Source organism: Bacteroidota bacterium, from assembly GCA_040388375.1.
GTDB lineage: Bacteria > Bacteroidota > Bacteroidia > UKL13-3 > UKL13-3 > JAAFJM01.
Genome location: JAZKBU010000004.1, coordinates 305,088 through 325,581, shown reverse-complemented (window position 1 = coordinate 325,581; position 20,494 = coordinate 305,088). Strand labels below are relative to the sequence as shown.

General features: G+C 35.6%; 18 protein-coding genes. 8 read left to right on the top strand and 10 right to left on the bottom strand.

Annotated elements, in window-relative coordinates; translation table 11 throughout:
* Nucleotides 1-59: 59 nt before the first annotated feature.
* The 5 genes from V4538_07160 to V4538_07140 form a co-directional block, all read right to left on the bottom strand.
* Nucleotides 60-1,763: a M3 family oligoendopeptidase gene (locus tag V4538_07160; GenBank protein ID MES2380802.1), complete on the bottom strand. Its 1,704-nt coding sequence runs from the start codon at nt 1,761-1,763 to the stop codon at nt 60-62.
* 136 nt (nt 1,764-1,899) lie between these two features.
* Nucleotides 1,900-2,403 carry a GNAT family N-acetyltransferase gene (locus tag V4538_07155; protein ID MES2380801.1) on the bottom strand — a complete coding sequence of 168 codons (504 nt, stop codon included), beginning with the start codon at nt 2,401-2,403 and terminating at the stop codon, nt 1,900-1,902.
* A 50-nt stretch (nt 2,404-2,453) separates the two neighbouring features.
* Entirely contained in the window at nt 2,454-3,194 is a 741-nt protein-coding gene (locus tag V4538_07150; protein MES2380800.1) for a response regulator transcription factor, read from the bottom strand.
* Nucleotides 3,191-6,139 carry a histidine kinase gene (locus tag V4538_07145; protein MES2380799.1) on the bottom strand — a complete coding sequence of 983 codons (2,949 nt, stop codon included), beginning with the start codon at nt 6,137-6,139 and terminating at the stop codon, nt 3,191-3,193. Before V4538_07145 ends, V4538_07150 begins: the two co-directional genes overlap by 4 nt.
* Nucleotides 6,140-6,275: 136 nt before the next feature.
* Nucleotides 6,276-6,515 (bottom strand): DUF2158 domain-containing protein, encoded by a 240-nt coding sequence (locus V4538_07140; GenBank protein ID MES2380798.1) that lies wholly within the window; start codon nt 6,513-6,515, stop codon nt 6,276-6,278.
* A gap of 683 nt (nt 6,516-7,198) precedes the next feature.
* Here V4538_07140 and V4538_07135 point away from each other — a divergent pair.
* Nucleotides 7,199-7,519, top strand: coding sequence for a hypothetical protein (locus tag V4538_07135; protein ID MES2380797.1), 321 nt, complete (start codon nt 7,199-7,201; stop codon nt 7,517-7,519).
* A 44-nt stretch (nt 7,520-7,563) separates the two neighbouring features.
* Here V4538_07135 and V4538_07130 read toward each other — a convergent pair whose 3' ends face one another.
* The gene (locus V4538_07130) at nt 7,564-7,821 is read right to left on the bottom strand and encodes a hypothetical protein (GenBank protein MES2380796.1); all 258 of its coding nucleotides are present in this window, start codon (nt 7,819-7,821) and stop codon (nt 7,564-7,566) included.
* An 88-nt stretch (nt 7,822-7,909) separates the two neighbouring features.
* Entirely contained in the window at nt 7,910-11,287 is a 3,378-nt protein-coding gene (locus tag V4538_07125) for a methylmalonyl-CoA mutase family protein (protein ID MES2380795.1), read from the bottom strand.
* Nucleotides 11,288-11,640: 353 nt separating this feature from the next.
* Here V4538_07125 and V4538_07120 point away from each other — a divergent pair, with 353 nt between their 5' ends.
* A complete protein-coding gene (locus tag V4538_07120; protein ID MES2380794.1) occupies nt 11,641-12,168 on the top strand; it encodes a GNAT family N-acetyltransferase in 528 nt (175 codons plus the stop codon).
* 66 nt (nt 12,169-12,234) lie between these two features.
* On the opposite strand, the gene V4538_07115 is transcribed toward V4538_07120, so the two are convergent.
* A complete protein-coding gene (locus tag V4538_07115; GenBank protein ID MES2380793.1) occupies nt 12,235-12,660 on the bottom strand; it encodes a YciI family protein in 426 nt (141 codons plus the stop codon).
* A 175-nt stretch (nt 12,661-12,835) separates the two neighbouring features.
* On the opposite strand from V4538_07115, the gene V4538_07110 reads away from it, so the two are divergent.
* Nucleotides 12,836-13,525 (top strand): hypothetical protein, encoded by a 690-nt coding sequence (locus V4538_07110; protein MES2380792.1) that lies wholly within the window; start codon nt 12,836-12,838, stop codon nt 13,523-13,525.
* Between the two features lie 8 nt (nt 13,526-13,533).
* On the opposite strand, the gene V4538_07105 is transcribed toward V4538_07110, so the two are convergent.
* Nucleotides 13,534-14,472: a MerR family transcriptional regulator gene (locus V4538_07105; protein MES2380791.1), complete on the bottom strand. Its 939-nt coding sequence runs from the start codon at nt 14,470-14,472 to the stop codon at nt 13,534-13,536.
* Nucleotides 14,473-14,510: 38 nt separating this feature from the next.
* On the opposite strand from V4538_07105, the gene V4538_07100 reads away from it, so the two are divergent.
* From V4538_07100 to V4538_07090, 3 genes are all read left to right on the top strand, one after another.
* Nucleotides 14,511-15,416: a TIGR01777 family oxidoreductase gene (locus V4538_07100; protein ID MES2380790.1), complete on the top strand. Its 906-nt coding sequence runs from the start codon at nt 14,511-14,513 to the stop codon at nt 15,414-15,416.
* Nucleotides 15,416-16,726, top strand: coding sequence for a deoxyribodipyrimidine photo-lyase (locus V4538_07095; GenBank protein ID MES2380789.1), 1,311 nt, complete (start codon nt 15,416-15,418; stop codon nt 16,724-16,726). Before V4538_07100 ends, V4538_07095 begins: the two co-directional genes overlap by 1 nt.
* Before the next feature lie 65 nt (nt 16,727-16,791).
* Nucleotides 16,792-17,439 (top strand): metal-dependent transcriptional regulator, encoded by a 648-nt coding sequence (locus V4538_07090; GenBank protein MES2380788.1) that lies wholly within the window; start codon nt 16,792-16,794, stop codon nt 17,437-17,439.
* Nucleotides 17,440-17,456: 17 nt separating this feature from the next.
* On the opposite strand, the gene V4538_07085 is transcribed toward V4538_07090, so the two are convergent.
* A complete protein-coding gene (locus V4538_07085; protein ID MES2380787.1) occupies nt 17,457-18,041 on the bottom strand; it encodes a riboflavin synthase in 585 nt (194 codons plus the stop codon).
* Between the two features lie 87 nt (nt 18,042-18,128).
* Here V4538_07085 and V4538_07080 point away from each other — a divergent pair, with 87 nt between their 5' ends.
* Nucleotides 18,129-19,148, top strand: a complete 1,020-nt coding sequence (locus tag V4538_07080) for an asparaginase (GenBank protein MES2380786.1) — start codon at nt 18,129-18,131, stop codon at nt 19,146-19,148.
* Nucleotides 19,149-19,195: 47 nt separating this feature from the next.
* The gene (locus V4538_07075) at nt 19,196-20,473 is read left to right on the top strand and encodes an anthranilate synthase component I family protein (protein MES2380785.1); all 1,278 of its coding nucleotides are present in this window, start codon (nt 19,196-19,198) and stop codon (nt 20,471-20,473) included.
* Nucleotides 20,474-20,494 lie beyond the last annotated feature (21 nt).

The following is a 20,494-nucleotide window of genomic DNA, read 5'->3' as shown; positions in this document are numbered from 1 at the left end:
CTACTTACTCAAATTGTTTAAAGTAAATAGAGACGTTGCAAGCAACGTCTCTACAATAGCTACATGCATTTTTTCAATTCTTCTTTTACAAACTCCATCAATTGTTTGATGTAGGTATCGGTAAAATTAAATTCGATACCTGCTGTTTTATAAATATTACCAATGGTAGTGGTATAGCCCAAACTCAAGGCGGCTTTGTATTGTGCCAATGCGGTTGGTTTATCGGCAATATAATTTTTCCAAACGGCTAAGGCTCCTAGTTGTGCCATACCGTATTCAATATAGTAAAATGGTACTTCGAACAGATGTAATTGTTTTTGCCATGTATAAGCTTGTATGGCTTCAAATCCTGTCCAGTCAACCATACCTGTTCCAAACTCTTTGCTTAATTCAACCCAATAGGCTTTGCGTTCTTGTGCGGTGTGGGTTGGATGGGTATATATCCAATGTTGAAATTTATCGATAGTAGCAATCCAAGGTAATATTTTAATAATGCCTTCCAGGTGTTCTTCTTTTGCCCTGTTAAAATCGGCCGGTGTTTTGTAAAATTCATCTTGTCCATCGTAGCTGATTAATTCCATGCTCATGCTGGCTAATTCGGCTACTTCGCTCGGGCAGTTTTTAAAGGCTGCCAGTTCTAAATCTTTGCTTAAAAACGAATGTACGGCATGTCCACCTTCATGTACCATGGTTTCTACATCGCGGGTTGACGAGGCTGCATTCATAAATATAAATGGTACGCTGGTTTCGGCCATTGGGTAGTTGTAGCCTCCGGGTGCTTTGCCTTTCCTGCTTTCTAAATCCAAACGTTGCATGTTGTCCATGGTTTCTATACAATAAGCAAAGTAGTCATCTACCTTTCTAAAGCATTTTACTGTTTTATCTAACAAATCAGCACCGCTTGTAAATGGTTCCAATGCTTCTCGGTTTTTGGTATCTACTTCCATATCCCAAGGTTTTAAATCAAAACCTAAATCTGCTTTGCGTGTTTCGTTAAATGCTTTTACCAATGGTAATACTTCTTTTTGTATAGCATCGTGAAAAGCAAAACAATCCTCTGGGGTATAATCAAACCTGCCCAATGTGGCAAACATGTAATCTCTGAAATTAGCAAAGTCTGCATTTACCGCTACCTGATGGCGCAATGCTATGAGTTTATCAAAAAGCTCATCTAACTCAGTGGTATGTTTTGCACGTACTTCGTTTATTTTTAAAAAGGCATTTTCGCGTATGCTTCTATCAGGATTCTTTAAAAAATTAGCTGCTTGTTGTAAAGTTAATTCTTTGCCATCTATCTCTACACTCATGCTACCTACTATGCTGCCATATTTTTGGCTTTCGGTAGCTATTTCGGCCATTAAAGGCACGTTTTCTTCTCTGAATATTTCTATTTCTTTCTTTACTCCGCGTAGGTATATAAAGTATTTATCGTGATCCAGTTCGTCAATGTATTTACTGGCTACTAATTTTCTGTTTAACTGATCGTTTAAGGGAGAAATTTGAGGCTCTATTTCTGTTACAAAAAACAAATAGGCTTGCTCTAAATCTTTGTTGGTGGTATCGCACGTCATTTTTACATAACGCCAGGCTAAATCTTCGCTTACAAAAGCTTCTAATTCGCTTCTATCTTTTAACCAATTTTCTAAATCGTCTTTGGAGTTAATGGCTCGTTCGAGCAATTGTGTAAAGTATGGAGCTAATACTTCCCACGATGTAACTTTTATTTTATTCGGTAAAAATCTGCGGTTAATTATAGTAATCATGTAGTGTAAATTTATGCCACAGATTTAGCATAGATTTATGTAAGAAAAAAATATTTGTACGCAAATAATATAGAATTTTTACAGCCAAATAGCTGAGTAAAAAAGATGCTGTATCCTGTCCTCTTTTATTGTTCTATCAGACTTTGTAAATGTATCGCACTGATTCTTCCATGGTGTCTTCGTCCATATAAAAGGTATCGAAGGTTAAACCTATTTGAGCTAATATTTTTACGGAGGCAACATTAGCAACGGATGCCCGACCAATTATATTGGGTAGTTGTAATTTAATACCATAGTCTAATACTGCTTTTGCAGCTTCTACTGCATACCTGTTGCCCCAATATTTTTGTATGTACCGGTAACCTAAATCTATTTCTTCGCCTGTGTTTTTTAAACCACACCAACCTATAAATTCATCGGTGGCTTTTAAATGAACTGCCCACCTGCCAATATTATGCTGGTATTGTGGCAATATGGCTTCGGTTAAAATTTTTTCGGTATGTGCTATACTATCCCAAGGTAATGGGTCGCCAGTATAACGTGTAATGGCCGGATCCTGATGCATTTCAAAAACCATGGCTGCATCATCAAGCGTAAACTCGCGCAGGTATAATCGTTCTGTTTCTAATTTAATATGCATGTATTCAAATGTACAAATTAGCTATTATTAAAACCTAAAGTTTAAACTGTTTAGCTTTTATTTAACAATTCCAACAGCTCTTCTTTTCGCCTGTCGGCAATAGTTATGCTTGTTCCATTTTCTATTTCTATAACACCTGCTTTGTATTTAGATTGTTTTTTTAGTTTGCTCAGGTTAACCAAATAATCATCGTGTACCCTGTAAAACGGGTAAAGGAGTATGTCTTCGTAGTAATCTAAACTATCAGTTAAAGCTACTTCTTCGTCTGTATTTAAAAACAACTTGCATGTATTATCTGTCCTTGCTATGTAAAGTATATCTGCAACGGCTACTTGTATTCTTTCATCCGTTGCATTCATTACAAGGGTATCGAATATGGTATTGTTTACCAGTTTGTTTTTAAAATTGCCTATTACATTGCATTTACTTTCGTCCTGAAAAATTTTAGTTAGCACTTGTTTGATGTCTTCTAAATCAATCGGCTTTAACAAATAATCTACTGCTGAAAACTTAATGGCTCTAATGGCATATTGATCGTAAGCGGTAGTAAAAACTACCCGAAACGTCATGTTATCAAATTTTTTTATAAAGCTAAATCCATCGCAGCCGGGCATCTGAATATCTAAAAAAACTATATCGGGAGCAAGCTGCTTGGTCATTATTAGCTCGTAAGCCTGAAGCGCATCGCCTGTTTCGTGTATTACTTCTATATCAAACCCACTTACTTTTAAAACTTCGTTTAAAGCAATTCTACAGTTTTTTTCATCGTCAATAATGATACACTTTTTCATATGCTTCCTTTATTCAAAACGGGCACCAATATTTCAACGCGGGTTCCTACCTGCTGATTTTTTTCCTGCAGATCTATTATCTTAATAACTTCTTTGTTTGGTTCGTTCAACAACAGTCTTATTCTTTCTTCTGTAAAGTTAATACCTGATGATACGTACAATCCATCTTTTTGTTTGTCTTTGTCTATACCTCTTCCGTTATCTTCTACTATGCAATACAAATCATTATCTCTTTTTTCGAACTTAACTTTTATAACTCCTACTCTGGCCAATAGGCCTGTAATTCCGTGCTTAATGGCATTTTCCACAAAGGGCTGTATCATGAGCGAAGGAATAACAATATGTTCTGCAAACAGCTCATCGCTATAGCTTATTTGAAAGTTAAAACTGTTGCCAAATCTTTCTTTCTCCAACTCAAGGTATGATTGTAGTAATTTTATTTCGTCCTTTAAATTTATTTCTCCTTTTACGGAGTAGCTCATAACGGAACGTATTAGTTTTGAAAACTTAGTTATATAGTTATTGGCTTTATCTATTTCGTTGGTCAACACAAACGATTGAAGGGATGATAGACTATTGAAAATAAAATGCGGATTCATATACAATCGCAATGACTTTAATTCGCTTTCTACAATTTTACGGTTGTATTCCTGTTTTTGTTTTTGGCCTTTAACAGTGCCTACCACCATAATAATTACCACAATTAATATAACTGCTACGGCTACTATTTTAAACATAAACGTATCCCACAAAGGTGGTAGTACAGTAATGTTTATTATTTTAGGATTAATGCTCCACAAACCATCTATATTTTTTACGCATATAAAAAACTGGTAAGCTCCCGGAATAAGTGAACTTAACTGAATGGTACCTGATTGATAATAATTGGTATCGTAATGGTTGCCTTTTTTTATAACAAACTGGAATATGTTGTTGTTACCTGAGCGATAGCTAGGCGAGCTGAAATGGAAAGTAAAATTGTTATTGGTATAAGGCAAATAATAGGTATCGCGTATAATGGTATCCTGGTTATTAATTTCAAATTTCTCTAAAAAAACGGAAGGGAATTTGTCTTTGAAAATAATACGTTGCGGAAAAAAACTTAAGCCTTTGGAGGTGGCTACGTATACGGTATCTTTAAAAAAGGCTATATCGTTTACTTCATTGTCTATTAAATAATCTAACGAGGTAAAATTGGTTATGTTATTTAAGTTATTTAGGTCAATGCGCGATAAACCTTTATTGGTACATACCCATATCCTGTTATCGTTTACTACGCTTTCGGTGGTATAGTCTGATGGTAAACCTTCAATAGAAGTAATATTTACAATGTTGTTTTGATTGATTAAATAAATGCCATTGGTATAGGTTGATACGATTAGCTGATTATTGTACTTGGTAACATGTGCTATTTTTCCATTGATGGCTTTTATGTTATAGGCTATTTTGTTGTTGATTAAATACAATTTAATTAGGCCTTTATTGGAGGCGAGGTAAACGGTATCTTTATCTAAATATACGGGTTTAATATTGTCTATATAAATATCGTTTTTAACCAAAAACGACTCTATCATATTGTACTTGTAAAAGGGAACTACTACATTATTGGGCGTATGTTGGGAAATTCCTTTTTCTGATAGCATGGTTATTCCTTGATTCCATTTCATATCGAAATAAATAAGGCTGTCGCCTATTTTATTGGTATTACCTACTTCATACTTTGTAATGCCATTTTTATTGATGAAAAAATTAGCTGAACCTTTTACAAAAATAAAGGAGTCTTTAAAAGAGGTAGCGTATTCAAAAAATCGTTCCTGGCTGGCTACATTCTTATCGTGGCTTATATTCAGTTTTTCGAGCTTGTTATTGGATAAAGCACAGGTATATATGTTCTGGTTGAAGAAGTATATTTTTTCGTTTAGGTTTTTAACGTATAGTATTTTTTCATTTTCACCTATTTCTTTTTGGGTTAAATGTTTAGAGTTAAAATCGCAAACAAAGGTTCCGTTTGCATAGGTCGAAATCCAAAATAAGTTATCTTTCGATTTACATATAGAATGTACCGGTGTATTTTCAAAGAAGCCTTCTGGCTTAACGCTACTGCTTAATGTTTTTTTGTATTTAAACAATCCGTTCAAACTACATACCCAAATATTGTTGTTGTCTTCTTCTTCGTATATATTAAATACTTCATCGTTATTATACAAAGGTAACTGTAGTTGAACACTGTAATTGTTTGGGTTGTATTTAAAAATGCCTGTTTCGTTGGTTAAGAAAATAGCATCCTTGGTTTTAAATATACGCGGAACTACTCTTTTACTATGTGTGTTGGCGGGTAAAATTTCTTTTGTGCCGTTGTTGGTCAACAATAAAACACCTACAGTAGTGCCTATCAGGTACTCGTTGTGTTTTATTTCTACAAAATTGTACGCTGCTTTTTTATTGTTAATGGGTATGGGCGATAGCGTAAAGTCGTCATTTACCTGGTATAGTTTCCTTCCATCGCGGCTTATTATTTTTACTTTTTTATCAAAACCTATATCAACCCAGCCAAACTTATCGTTTGATTTTACTTTGGTAAAGGTTCCATTTTTAAACGCAAATATTTTAAAGGTTGTTGTTAAAAACCACAGTGTTCCTGCTTTGTCCTCTACTACTCTAAACAATCCTGTTTCATCGTACCCATCCTTATAGTTAAAATAGGAGAATTGTTTGCCGTCAAAACGGGTTACATTTTTTTCGGTTAAAAACCATAGGTAGCCTTTGCTATCTTCAAAAACATCGTATACAAAACTGCTGGGTAAACCATTGTTAATACCAAAATTGCGGAAATTGAAATGCTGTGCCTGTACTTGTGATATACTTATAAAACAAATAAAAATATAAAGTAGCCTGATGGTATTTAATACCTTTTTGGCCCGATATATTGATAGAAAAAACGGCATTGCTAACTGGTAATAATTGTATAAATATATATGGAGCAATTTAATACAATATTTGAAATTGCCAGTGTTTTTAGCAGCACCAGGTAGTGGTATAAAAAAAGCGAGTAAAGAATACTCGCTTTTAATTTGGTATTAATTATTTCTCTTCTTCGTTAGCATCATCCCACTCGTCTTCTTCCATTTCAAATTCGTTCAAATCAAAATCATCATCATGCATAATAATGGCCATTTTAAATGTTGATTCGCATTTATTGCCTTCTACATTAAACCAAATACAATCAACAAAAGCTTTGCCTTTATTTGATTCGTTTATGGTCATTAACGGACCGCCTGATAATAACCTAACGGTATCGCCTATTTCAAATTCTTTTTCCATAATTATATTTATTAGTAAAGTAAAGTTAGGCTTATCTTATTATATAAAGGTTACTAAAAAAATAATTGATTATAAAACAGGCTTGACTCCCAAAACAGACTGAGCAACAAACCTGTTACATTTAAACTTTGCTGTCCGTGGTTGGTGTCCTCACCAACCACTTTTTGGGCAAGCTAAATAAACTCATTGTAATGCACTAAAAAATCAAGTTCGGTTTGCAAGCCATTATAGAACTTCGCTGATGAATAAGTGAAGGTTGGTGAGGACACCAACCTTGGACACATATCATATTCTTTGTTGCAGCTGGAAGCTGCTTTATAATTACTCGTGAAGTTTCTTTTTCGCATTGCAAATGCTTATAGTAACTAAGTGCGGTTTGCAAAACCGCACTGGCGGGCTTTTTGTATATGCACAGAAAAAGGCGTTTAAAGGCTGCCGCATTTGCTTTTAGTATAAAAATTATCTGTATTTTATTCCCGCATATCGCAGCAGTTAATAAAATATCATTTTTTGTTTGCCGCATAACCAAGCTGATAATAAAAAATCAATATTTATTTCTCCATGATATATTTTTACAATTAACTATCTGTATTTACTTGCCAACTAACGCAGCTGATAATTATTTATCGTTTTTGATGCTAAAAAAGTACCCTTTTCGTTTACTTATAAAATAGTTTAGAACAATGGCTGCAAACAGAGAATTAAATATGCCACATAATGGCCATTTATTGGCAAAGGTAATGGCTGAAAAAAGGTTTACGCATGCTCAGTTAGCAAGGGCATTAAACACTCCGCAAATGACTATTAAAAGGTTTACTGAAAAACAAAGTATAAAGAGTAATGACCTTTGGAATTTGGGTGTGGCTATGGATGTTAACTTCTTTATCCTGTTATCGCAATACCACCCTGTTAAGAGCAGTACTGAAAAGGAAATTGCTTTACAGCAACAGGTGTATGACTTGCAAAAGGAGGTAACTATTTATAAGGATTTATTGAAAAAATAAATGGGTTATTAAGTACCACATTTAAACGTAACTGTGCAACGTATCTAAAATACCAAAAACAAAGCATAACTTATTATGCCAAGCACTAAAACCAATATGGTATAATGTAAAACCTGTATTGTTTTTCGTTGTGCATCTGCCGGGCCTTTTTCTATGTAAAGGGTAAAATAACCCGATATTAAATAGGCTATAAAATCGGAAACAGTAATGGTTAAATTATACTTTTTGTTGTAGTGGTATAGTATGCTCGATTTTACTAAATGAACAGCGAGAATGAAAATAATAAGTAGTTTGATGTCCATAGATTATGTTTTGAGGAGACGTTATATGTAACTCTCTACCTTTAACAAAAAAAAGACGTTGCAATGCAACGTCTTTTCTATTTATATTTTACATATTTCGTCTATACTGTCCGCCTACTTCAAACAAGGCGTTGGTAATTTGTCCTAATGAGCAGTATTTAACCGTTTCCATTAAAGCATCAAATATATTTCCGTTGTGAATGGCTACTTGCTGCAAGGTGTGGAGCATTTCTTTGCCTTTTGCTTCATTGCCTTTTTTCAACTCGTTCAACATGGTAATCTGGTATTCTTTCTCTTCGGTGGTTGAGCGAATAACTTCTTTAGGCAATATGGTTGGTGAGCCTTTGCTTGACAGGAATGTATTTACCCCAATAATAGGAAACTCACCTGTGTGTTTTTGCATTTCGTAATACATACTTTCTTCTTGTATTTTATTACGTTGGTACATGGTTTCCATAGCGCCTAATACACCTCCACGTTCGTTTATTTTATCAAACTCGCTTAACACGGCTTCTTCTACTAAATCGGTTAACTCTTCAATAATGAATGAACCTTGTAACGGATTTTCGTTTTTGGCTAAACCTAACTCACGGTTAATAATTAACTGGATAGCCATAGCACGTCTTACCGACTCTTCTGTTGGTGTAGTTATAGCTTCATCATATGCGTTGGTATGTAATGAATTACAGTTGTCGTAAATAGCATATAAAGCTTGTAAGGTGGTGCGTATATCGTTAAAATCTATTTCTTGTGCATGTAGGGAACGACCGGAAGTTTGAATATGGTATTTTAACATTTGCGAACGCTCGTTTCCACCATATTTTAGTTTCATGGCTTTAGCCCAAATTCTACGGCTTACACGACCAATTACTGAATACTCAGGGTCTATACCGTTGGAGAAGAAGAATGATAAATTGGGTGCAAAATCGTCAATGTTCATTCCACGGCTTAAGTAATACTCTACAAAGGTAAAACCGTTTGAAAGTGTTAATGCCAACTGGGTAATAGGGTTGGCTCCTGCTTCGGCTATATGGTATCCGCTAATAGAAACAGAATAGAAATTACGTACGGCATTGTCAATAAAATATTGCTGTACATCGCCCATTACGCGCAATGAAAACTCGGTAGAGAAAATACAGGTGTTTTGCGCCTGGTCTTCTTTTAAAATATCAGCTTGCACAGTACCGCGTACTTGTTTTAAAGTATCGGCTTTTATTTTTGCATATACATCGGCCGGTAAAACCATATCGCCTGTTACGCCTAATAACATTAATCCTAAACCGTCATTGCTTTCGGGCATAGCTTCGTTATAGGTCGGACGTGTGGTTCCTTTGGCTTTAAAAATAGCTTCTATCTTTTTATCAATTTCTGCTTCTAATCCATTGGCTTTAATATACAATTCGCATTGTTGGTCAATGGCGGCATTCATAAAAAATGCACAGATAATAGCTGCCGGCCCATTGATGGTCATGGAAACGGATGTTTTAGGATCGGCTAAGTTAAAACCTGAATATAGTTTTTTAGCTGCATCTAAACTCCATACGCTTACGCCTGAATTACCAATTTTTCCATATATATCCGGTCTATGGTCAGGGTCGTTTCCGTAGAGCGTAACTGAATCGAAAGCGGTACTTAAACGTTTGGCCGGCATACCTTGCGATACATAATGGAAACGTCTGTTGGTACGCTCTGGCCCACCTTCTCCGGCAAACATACGTGTTGGGTCTTCACCTTCGCGTTTAAACGGATATATACCGGCAGTATAAGGAAAATCGCCCGGGAAATTTTCTTGCAATGCCCAACGCAATATATCACCCCAAGCCCTGAATTTAGGAACGGCTACTTTGGGTATTTGCGAGTGTGAAAGCGATTCTGAATGGGTTTTAATTTTTATTTCCTTGTCGCGTACTTTAAAAACATAATACTCGTTGCGGAATAAATTCTTTTTCTCTTCCCAAGTTTCCAGTAATATTTTATTGCGTGGGTCAAGGTTTAATTCAATGTCTTTGTAAGCTGCTTTCAGTGCATCAATTAAAGCTGCATCTATATTTTTGTTGGCCGATAGGGTTTCAACTGACAATTGTAAAGCAAATAACTTATCGGCTATCTCTACTTGTTTATCTACCCATTTATCATAACCTCTGTTGTTCTCGCTTATCTCTGATAAATAGCGGATGCGCGATGGTGGAATGATATAAATTTTCTCACTCATCTCTTCGCTTATGTGGTAGTTTGATTTTAAATCAGCTCCCGAGCGTTCTACTATTTTATCCATAATGGCCTTGTACAAACTATTCATACCCGGGTCGTTAAACTGACTGGCTATGGTTCCGTACACTGGCATTTCATCGGGCGATTTATCAAATAGCTTATGGTTGCGCTGGAATTGTTTTTTTACATCGCGCAATGCATCTAAAGCACCTTTTTTATCAAATTTATTGATAGCAATAATGTCGGCAAAATCCAACATATCAATTTTTTCTAATTGGGTAGCGGCTCCATACTCCGGAGTCATTACGTATAAACTGGTATTGCTATGTTCTATAATTTCGGTATCGCTTTGTCCAATACCTGAAGTTTCTAATATGATTAAATCGAAATTGGCTGCTTTTACTATATCAACGGCTTCTTTTACATATTTTGATAAAGCTAAATTGCTTTGACGTGTAGCCAATGAACGCATATACACACGTGGATTTTTAATGGCATTCATACGAATACGATCGCCTAATAATGCGCCACCTGTTTTGCGTTTACTTGGGTCAACAGAAATAATAGCTACTGTTTTGGTTTTAAAATCTAATAAAAACCTACGTACTAATTCATCTACCAACGATGATTTACCTGCTCCACCGGTACCTGTAATACCTAAAACTGGAATGGTGCTGTTGGCTATGTTTTTTGATATTTCATTGTGTTGCGCAGCAAATGTTTCCGGAAAATTTTCGGCTGCTGAAATTAGCTTGGCTATTGATTTGTAATCTTTGTCTTTTAAATGTTTTACTTCGCCATTTAAGTTGGTTCCGGTAGCAAAATCGCATTTTTCCAACATATCATTTATCATACCCTGTAAACCCATTGCACGCCCGTCATCCGGACCATAAATGCGGGTAATTCCATAACCATGCAGTTCTTCCATTTCCTCGGGCAGAATGGTTCCACCTCCACCTCCAAATATTTTAATATGGCCACAACCTTTTTGTGCCAATAAATCGTGCATAAACTTAAAGTACTCCACGTGTCCGCCTTGGTACGATGTCATGGCAATAGCATTTGCATCTTCCTGAATAGCAGTATCAACCACCTCTTCAGCACTTCTATCGTGGCCTAAATGAATAACCTCAGCACCACTCGCCTGAATAATTCTGCGCATAATATTGATGGCGGCATCGTGGCCATCAAATAAAGCTGCTGCTGTTACAATACGAATTTTGTGCTTTGGTTTATATGCTTCTACAGTTTCCATTAAATTGATAAATTGAAAGCACAATTATAGGGAAAATGCCAATAGTTTAAGCATAAAATATGGGATTATTCTAAGCTGGTTTTGTGGTTTTATAGCCAAGGGCTTGATTGATATACTCACTCGCTAAACGCGAGCGAGGGCTTTGGAAATTACTTAAAATATTGAATTAAAGGGCTGGCTACTTTTATTTGATTTTGTTCTTATAATAAAATATTTTTGTCGCCAAATAAACGCCTCTGTTATTCAAAATTATAGGTCAGTTGCCTGACCTCGTTTAAGATTTCAATTCATTTTTTTAACTCTTTTTATGAAGGGTTTTATTTATTCATGTCCAAATCTTAAACAAAAATAAAATGTATCAAATACAATCAGAAAGACTAATACTGATGGCTTTATCCTGCGAGGAAGTCACTATATTATCTGAAAGTCGTAATAAGCTGGAAAGTTTTTTAGGTCTTAATTTCTCCAATCTTCAACTAAATGCGGACGATTCTTTTTTAGAAGAGTTATCTACTGCCATAACTGAATTTATTTTACCTATGGTTAAAGCGAATCAAGACCATTTTCAATGGTTTACTCAATGGCTCATTGTAAATAAATTGGAGAACATAACTATTGGCGGTATTGGCTGTAATGGGCTGCCCGATAAAAACGGGGAAGTTATGATAGGCTATTATATTGATAAAAAGTATGAAAACAAAGGTTACGCAACGGAGGCAACAAGTTGCTTAATTCAATGGATGTCAGAAAATCCGGACTTAAAATCAATTATAGCTGATACACTACCAGATGGTATTCAATCACAAAAAGTACTTCAAAAAGCAGGCTTTAAGTTATTGGGCCCAGTAGAAGAAGGCATCAGGTGGATTTATTCAAAATAACCCCTAACACAAAAACAACATCCAATGGATGTTGTTTTTGTTTAAAATCACTTGCGAAAGGCCTATTTATTCATTTATCAATAAAGCCAATGAAAATGGATGTAATTCAGCCGTCATTACGTTTTGCATAACGGCAGGGTCGCTGTTCATTAATTTTTTTGCCGCTTCTAAATTTTCTGCGTTAAATATGACGATACCAAAATTAGCTGGATTATCCTTAGTATAATCTGTTTTTCCTGCTAAAATCACCTGTCCATCCTCTTTCAGTTTTTTCAATTGGTTAAAATGAGCCGTAACTATTTTACGTGTTTCATCTGTCCAGTTAGCCTCGTTTTGGTAAGTAGGCGTTAGCTTAAGCACATAAATAAATTTGCTCTGTTTGTTTGCGGTTTGTTTTGGTTTAGGAGTTTGTTCTGTTTGTGGTGCCGACTGCCCGTAAGCGGTTAAAACCAACAGAAGAAGTCCAAGTATTGTTGTTGTAATTTTTTTCATTTTAATGATTGTAAGCTAAAGGTTTGTTCCAAATATTTCCTTTAAGCAAGTAAGTGAATTGCTCTTTTGTTTCCAAATAAAAGAGTGCTTCATTAGGGTTTGATGAAGTGAAGTGTTATGGTAAGTTTTGGATAAATGGTTAATTAACTATCAATTATTTATAGCTATTTGCAGTATGATGAAACGCGTTTCTATTGCCATTATATGCCTCTTTTTTGTGCAAACAGCTTTTGCACAAAACACCATTAAGCAAGGAAAAATATTTTACGAAATGGATTTTCCGGATATTCCGGCTGAACAAAAAACGGCTATGGCTGAAATGTTACCCAAGGATGCTACTGCTTATTTTAAAGATGGTAAAACCCGTGTGGAAACACCTATGCCTTTTGGTAAACTCATTATTATAAGGGATCCGAATAAAAAGCACTTTTTGTTTGCCTTTAACAATGCAGAGCGCAAAAAGAAAGTAGCCTTTATTAAAACCGATGAAGAAATAAAAAAAATGTTGGGCGACAGCAGCAAGTTTCAGGTGGAGATTGAAATAACCAAAGAAACTAAGAAAATTGCCGGCTTTACTGCTACCAAAGCCATACTTAAAATGAAGGTAAACGGGCAGGACATTGTAACCGAATGTTGGTTTAGTAAAGAAATTCCTAAAATAAACATGGGTGGCGAACAGGATGATGTATACAGCAAACTGGATGGAGGCCTATTGGAGTACACAACCATACAAGGTGGCATTAAAACCGTTATGCGCATCAGACAAATATTACAGGAAGAGATAAATGATAAATTGTTTGAATTAGGTCCTTCGTATAAAATGGTTAATAACGAAGATGAGCTGGCAACAGAAATGTTGAAATAGTTGTTGGCTTAAGAAGCACGTAAATGCTCAATGGAAAGGCCATTGACAAAACCTAAAAAGTCTTCCATTCTTTTAATTAAATGCACATTGGTTGGCAGGTTTAAATCAGCAATCATAAACTGATAACCGGTCACTAATATTTGCGATTGCGTCCAATTCTGGCTTAAAAAATCAACCAATTCCTGCATCGATATTTTTAAGTTACACGAAGTAGCAATGGTAAAAATATAATCGGGTGATTCTGCTTTAAAAGCTTCCTGCAAATCGCGTAAAGGCACATCTTGCCCCAAGAAAACAACTTCATGGCCTCGCGAACGAATTAAAAAATTAGCAAATAACAGGCCCATGGAATGGCTTTCACTTTCGGGCAAAAAAAGTAAAAACCGCTTTTTACAATGGCATAGTTTCCCTACCTGACTCTCAATAGCTACATATAGTTTTTGCTTAATAATATTGGAAACAAAGTGCTCATGCACCGGCTGAATAGAACCTATTTGCCATAAAATGCCTATTTCATTCAAGAGCGGCATTAGTATTTTAATAAAGGTTTGCTCTAAGCCGTATTGTATAATATTCTGATTCAGTTTTTGGTGAAAATCCAATTCATCAAAACTCAGCATGGCTGTTATTAGTGATGTTATCTGGTTGGAGTATTCATTGTTTTGACTAGTTAGCTTTACCACCAAAGCGGCTATATCGCAATGGCTCAGTTTGGCAATTTCTGAAATTTTAAAGTTGTGGTTATTTAAAACACTAATGTTTAGCAGCAGCTTTAAATCGCAATCATCGTAATAGCGTATATTGGTATCAGTACGCTTTGGTTTTATAATACCATAGCGTTGCTCCCAAATACGTAAGGTATGACCCTTAATACCGGTTAAGGTTTCTATATCTTTAATCGAAAAACTGGCCAATTTACTTTGATTATTTTTATTACTTGTAAACATTATAGCTATCAGATTGTTTCGAAAATAAACTATATTTTATGAAATACCTGATAACTGGTGGCAGTGGACTGATTGGCAAAAGGATAACACAAGAAATGCTGTTAAAAAACAACAGGGTAAACTGGTTAAGCAGCAGCCATAAACAACAAAATGGGGTGGAATCTTTTCACTGGGATATTAAAGCTAATAAAATAGATACGGATTGTTTTAACGAGGTAGATGCGATTATACATTTAGCAGGTGCGGGGGTTACTGACCACAATTGGACACCTGCCTACAAAAAAGAAATGATAGACAGCCGGATACTATCAACCCGTTTATTGTTTAACAGCTTAAAGGATTTACCACAAAAGCCTAAAGTAATTGTTTCTGCATCGGCTATTGGTATTTATGGCAATATAACGGAAGACTTAACATTGGAAAATGCACCTGCAGGTGATACTTTTTTAGCCAAACTCACTCAACAATGGGAAGAGGAAGTAGACTGGTTTGAGCAATTAGGTATAAGGGTAGTGAAATTACGTATTGGTATTGTATTGGCGGCTGAAGGTGGCTTTTTAAAAAAGGTAGCAGCACCTGCAAAATGGGGCTTGGGAGCAGCTTTAGGCAATGGAAAAATGATAACCAGTTGGATTCATGTAAACGACCTTGCCAATATGTTTTTGTTTGCCGCACACCATGAAAATATAAATGGGGCTTATAATGCGGTAGCACCTCACCCCGTTTCTAATTATGAAATAACAAAACAAATTGCCAAAGCTTTGCATAAACCTTTTTTTATGCCCAATGTACCGGCCTTTGCATTACGCTTGGTCTTTGGCGAAATGACTTCTATTATATTAAGCAGTCAGCATATTTCTTCGCAAAAAATAACAAATGCCGGTTTTACTTTTCAATTTAATGAAATTGAACCCGCTATAAACCATTTATTAGCATCAAAATAATGAACAAACCTGCCATAGCTGTTTTTTGGTACCGAAGAGATTTAAGACTGGAAGACAATGCCGGATTATACCATGCTTTAAAAAGTGGTTTACCCGTATTGCCGTTGTTTATTTTTGATAAGGATATATTGGATAAATTAGAAGATAAGCAGGATAAACGTGTAAACTTTATTTATGAGCAAATTGAATTATTAAAGCGGGAGCTTAACCAATTGCAAGGTGACTTATGGGTTGAATATGGTTCTCCTTTAGCGGTATGGCAAAAGCTAATTAGTCAGTTTAATGTACAAAAGGTATTTACTAACCACGATTATGAACCTAGCGCCATTGAACGTGATAGCCAAGTAAAGCAACTGTTAAGCAAAGCCAGAATAACATTTAACAGCTATAAGGACCAATGCATTTTTGAGAAAGAGGAAGTAGTAAAAGATGATGGCAAACCTTATACGGTGTTTACTCCCTACTCAAAAAAATGGAAAGCCCGGTTGAACGATTTTTATTTAAAAGCTTACCCAACAAAAAAATACTTTTCGCAACTGTATAAACCCGATACTATACAGGCATTGATAAGCTTACGAAGTATAGGGTTTGAAAAAGTACAAGTCAACTATCCTGCAAAACAAACTACCCAAAGCATTATAAAAAACTATGCGGAGCAGCGAAACTTCCCGGCCATAGCAGGTACCAGCAAACTGGGCATTCATTTTAGGTTTGGCACCATAAGCATTAGGGAAAAAGCAAGGAAAAGTAAAAAAGTAAGTGAAACTTATTTAAATGAATTGATTTGGCGCGATTTCTATATGATGATCTTACATCATTTTCCGCATGTAGTAAATGGTGCTTTTAGAAGTGAATACGAACGTATACAATGGCTAAACAATGAAAGTGATTTTGAAAACTGGTGCAATGGACAAACCGGCTACCCAATAGTAGATGCAGGCATGCGTGAGCTCAACACAACAGGCTTTATGCATAACCGTGTACGGATGATAGTAGCCAGCTTTTTAACCAAACACTTGCTTATTGATTGGCGTTGGGGTGAAGCATACTTTGCCCAAAAACTACTCGATTTTGATTTAAGTGCTAACAACGGAGGTTGGCAATGGGCGGCAGGTTGTGGCACTGATGCAGCTCCATACTTCAGGGTATTTAACCCTACACTACAAACCGAAAAGTTTGACAAGCAAGGCGAATACATAAAAAAATGGGTTCCCGAATTACTCACTCTTGGTTATCCGCAACCTATAGTTAACCATGAGTTTGCCCGTAAGCGTTGTTTGGAAGTTTACAAACAAGGACTAAGCAAATAAAGCTCGTTTGGCTAAGAAGCTATTTTGTAAATAATATTTTTACCTTTGTTTGCAATAAGAAAACCATGCGCACTTTAGCAGAAGAAAACTACCTCAAAGCCATTTATAATTTAAGCCAACAGGCAAGTGGTGCAACTGCCAGCAAATTATCGGAAAAGCTTAAATTGAAATTACCTACCATAAATAGCATGGTAAATAAACTGGCCGAAAAAGAGTTGGTTGAATACCAAAAATACAAAGGGTTTGTGTTAACTGAAAAGGGTCAGAAGTATGCTTTGGATGTAATTAGAAAACATCGACTTACTGAATTGTTTTTGGTAAAAGTAATGGGCTTTGGTTGGGAAGAAGTACATGATATAGCTGAAGAAATTGAGCACATCCAAATTCCTGCTTTTTTCGATAAAATGGATTTGATTTTGAGTAATCCAAAGTTTGATCCACATGGTACGCCCATACCTGATAAAAATGGAAAACTACCCAAAAGTACCCTTAAGCAATTGTCAAATATTGAAGTTGGAAAAAAAACAAAGTTTGTTGCGGTGAGCGATTCTTCGACTGATTTTTTAAGCTACTTAAGTCGAATTGGATTGAAGCTTTATGAAAACATTGAAGTGCTAGACCGCGAAGTATTTGACGGTTTATTGAAAATAAAAATGGGCAAACAAACCATTAGCCTAAGCGGACAGGCTGCTGAACGCATTTTAGTTGAATAATTTATTAAGGAACAAAACTATCTGGCGTGTATTTTATTGATGTATTTGCCGATTACATCAAACTCTATATTTACTTCACTGCCTTCTTTAAACTGGTGAAAACCGGTATGCTCAAAAGTATAAGGAATAATGGTTACACTAAACCAATCTTCTATTGCATTTACAACCGTTAAGCTTACCCCGTTAATACAAACCGAACCTTTGTTTACCAATAAGTTTTGATGTATCGGATTGATTTTAAAAAAGAAATTCCAACTGCCGTTCATGTCTTCTATTTTAGCACAAATAGCCGTGTCGTCCACATGGCCTTGTACTATGTGCCCGTCAAACCTGCCATGTGCCGGCATGCAACGTTCCAGGTTTACTTTTTCCCCTACCTGTAAATGTTTTAAATTGGTTTTCTGTAATGTTTCATCAACAGCGGTAACGCGGTATACAGAGTGGTTTATTTCAACTACGGTTAAGCAAACTCCATTGTGTGCTACACTTTGATCAACCTTTAATTCATTGGTAATAGGGCTATGAAAATAAAAATCTATATTGGTGTTAACTACTCTTTTTTCTACTAAAGTAGCCATTGTTTCTATAATTCCTGTAAACATATTATTGATAAAAAGTGCGCAAACATACATAGTTTATCCTTTTGTTATTGTATATTTTTTATTTGCTTGCAACTCCAAATAATAAATATGCAAAACCCCATTTTAGTTGAAGTTTACAGAGCTAATGTATTAGAAAGTTTTCACCGAGGAACGGTTTGTGTGGTGGATGAAAACAACCAAGTTATTTTTAGCAAAGGCGATGTAAACCAAATTTGCTACCCGCGTTCGGCTATGAAGTTTATTCAGGTTTTACCTTTAATAGTTTTGGGTGGAATAGAAAAATTTGGTTTTACGGTAGAGGAAATTGCTATTATGTGTGGCTCGCACAATGCTGAGCAAGAGCATTTGCGCGTAGTGGAATCTATACTGAGTAAAATAGGTTTAAGCAAAAGCGAACTGTTTTGCGGACCACAATATCCATCATCGAAACGCGATGCTGATCAGTTAATAAAAGACAATAAAAAACCGGAACATATACATAATAATTGTAGTGGTAAACATGCGGGCATGTTGGCTTTGTGCCAATTATTAAATGTTCCAACCACAGATTATATCAATCCAGCGCATCCGATACAGCAATTAATTTTAGAATATGTAGAAAAGCTTTACGAGTATCCTCGTCAGAAAATGACAACTGCTTTAGATGGTTGTTCAGCGCCTATTTATGCTATGCCTGTTATTAACCAAGCCATTGCTTTTAAAAATTTGGTTCACAATAATTATGAAACAAAGCTGACACAGGCATGTAAAACAGTAATAGAAGCAGTGAGTGAATATCCGTTTATGGTAGCGGGTTCTAAAAGATACTGTACTGACTTAATGCAAATATGCGCCCCACAAATTATAGGCAAAACGGGTGCTGAAGGGATTTTTTGTATCAGTTTACCGGAACAAAAAATAGGTGTTTGTATAAAAATAGACGATGGTAAAATGCTGCCTCAATACAATGTTGCCCAAGCTTTTGTGGAGGCCACAGGCTTGTTTGATCAGGAAACACTCAAACCATTGCACCATTATTTGCAAAACGATTTAACCAATTTCAATAAATTTACTACCGGTGAAATTAAAGCCGTTGATGGTTTATTTGAAGGGTTAACGATTCAATAAATCGATTGTTATTATTGTTGAATTGTTAAAAGATACTAGCACAAACCTTGAACACCGAAGAATTAAAACATATAAAACAAAAGGCATTGCATTGGGCAAACCAGTATGATGTATGTGTGCTGTTGGATAACAATGAAAGTTTGAATGCTTATGGTTTAAATCATATAGAGTTTGCCATGGCTGTTGGTGTTAAAACATCTTGTATAGGTAAGCATGAAAACAACTTTGAAGCTTTAAAAAAATTCAGAACGGAGCATGCAAACCAATATAGTTTTGGGTATTTTACTTACGATTTAAAAAATGAAGTGGAAGCCTTACAATCCAATCATTTTGACGGTTTAGAGTTTCCAAGCTTGTTCTTTTTTGTGCCTGAGCATTTATTGTTAATTGATAAGAACCACCAGATAATATTTGAAAGCATTACATACAATAGTTTTGCTGAATGGTTAAATGCTGCTGGAAATATAAACCCAACTAGTGAAAGCATTGCACAAAAAACAAACTTACAGGCTCGTGTAAACAAAGCTGATTACTTAGCCAATGTAGAAAAAATAAAGCAGCACATTATTGAAGGCGATGTATATGAGCTGAATTATTGTATGGAGTTTTTTGATAACAAAGCAGTCATCAATCCAACAACAGTTTACACACAATTACTTGAAAAATCGCCCGTGCCTTTTGCCTGTTATGTAAAGCATGGGCAGCAATATTTACTTTGTGCAAGCCCGGAAAGATTCATTACCAAGCAAGACAATGTATTATACTCACAACCCATTAAAGGCACTATTAAACGTGATTTGAATAATGCAGCAAACGACTTACAACTTAAAAACGATTTGCTGAATTCAGAGAAAGAACGTGCTGAAAATTTAATGATTGTTGATTTGGTGCGTAACGATTTAGCAAGAGTTTCAAAAACAGGAAGCGTACAGGTAAATGAAATTTTTGGTATCTATTCATTTAAGCAAGTACATCAAATGATATCAACCGTATCGAGCCGGATAAAAGACGATGTGCCTGTAACAGATGCCATTAAACATGCTTTTCCCATGGGCAGTATGACAGGTGCGCCCAAAGTAATGGCCATGGAATTAATTGAACAATACGAGCAAACCAAACGCGGCTTGTATAGTGGAGCAGTGGGCTATTTTGCCCCTAACGGAAACTTCGATTTCAATGTAGTTATCCGCTCCATTCAATACAATGCCAATAATCAATATTTAAACATAATGGTAGGTGGAGCCATTACTTACGATAGCATAGCCGAACAGGAATACGAAGAGTGTTTGTTAAAAGCACAAGCCACTATGCAGGTATTGCAATAAAATGTTAATTATAAAAAACCT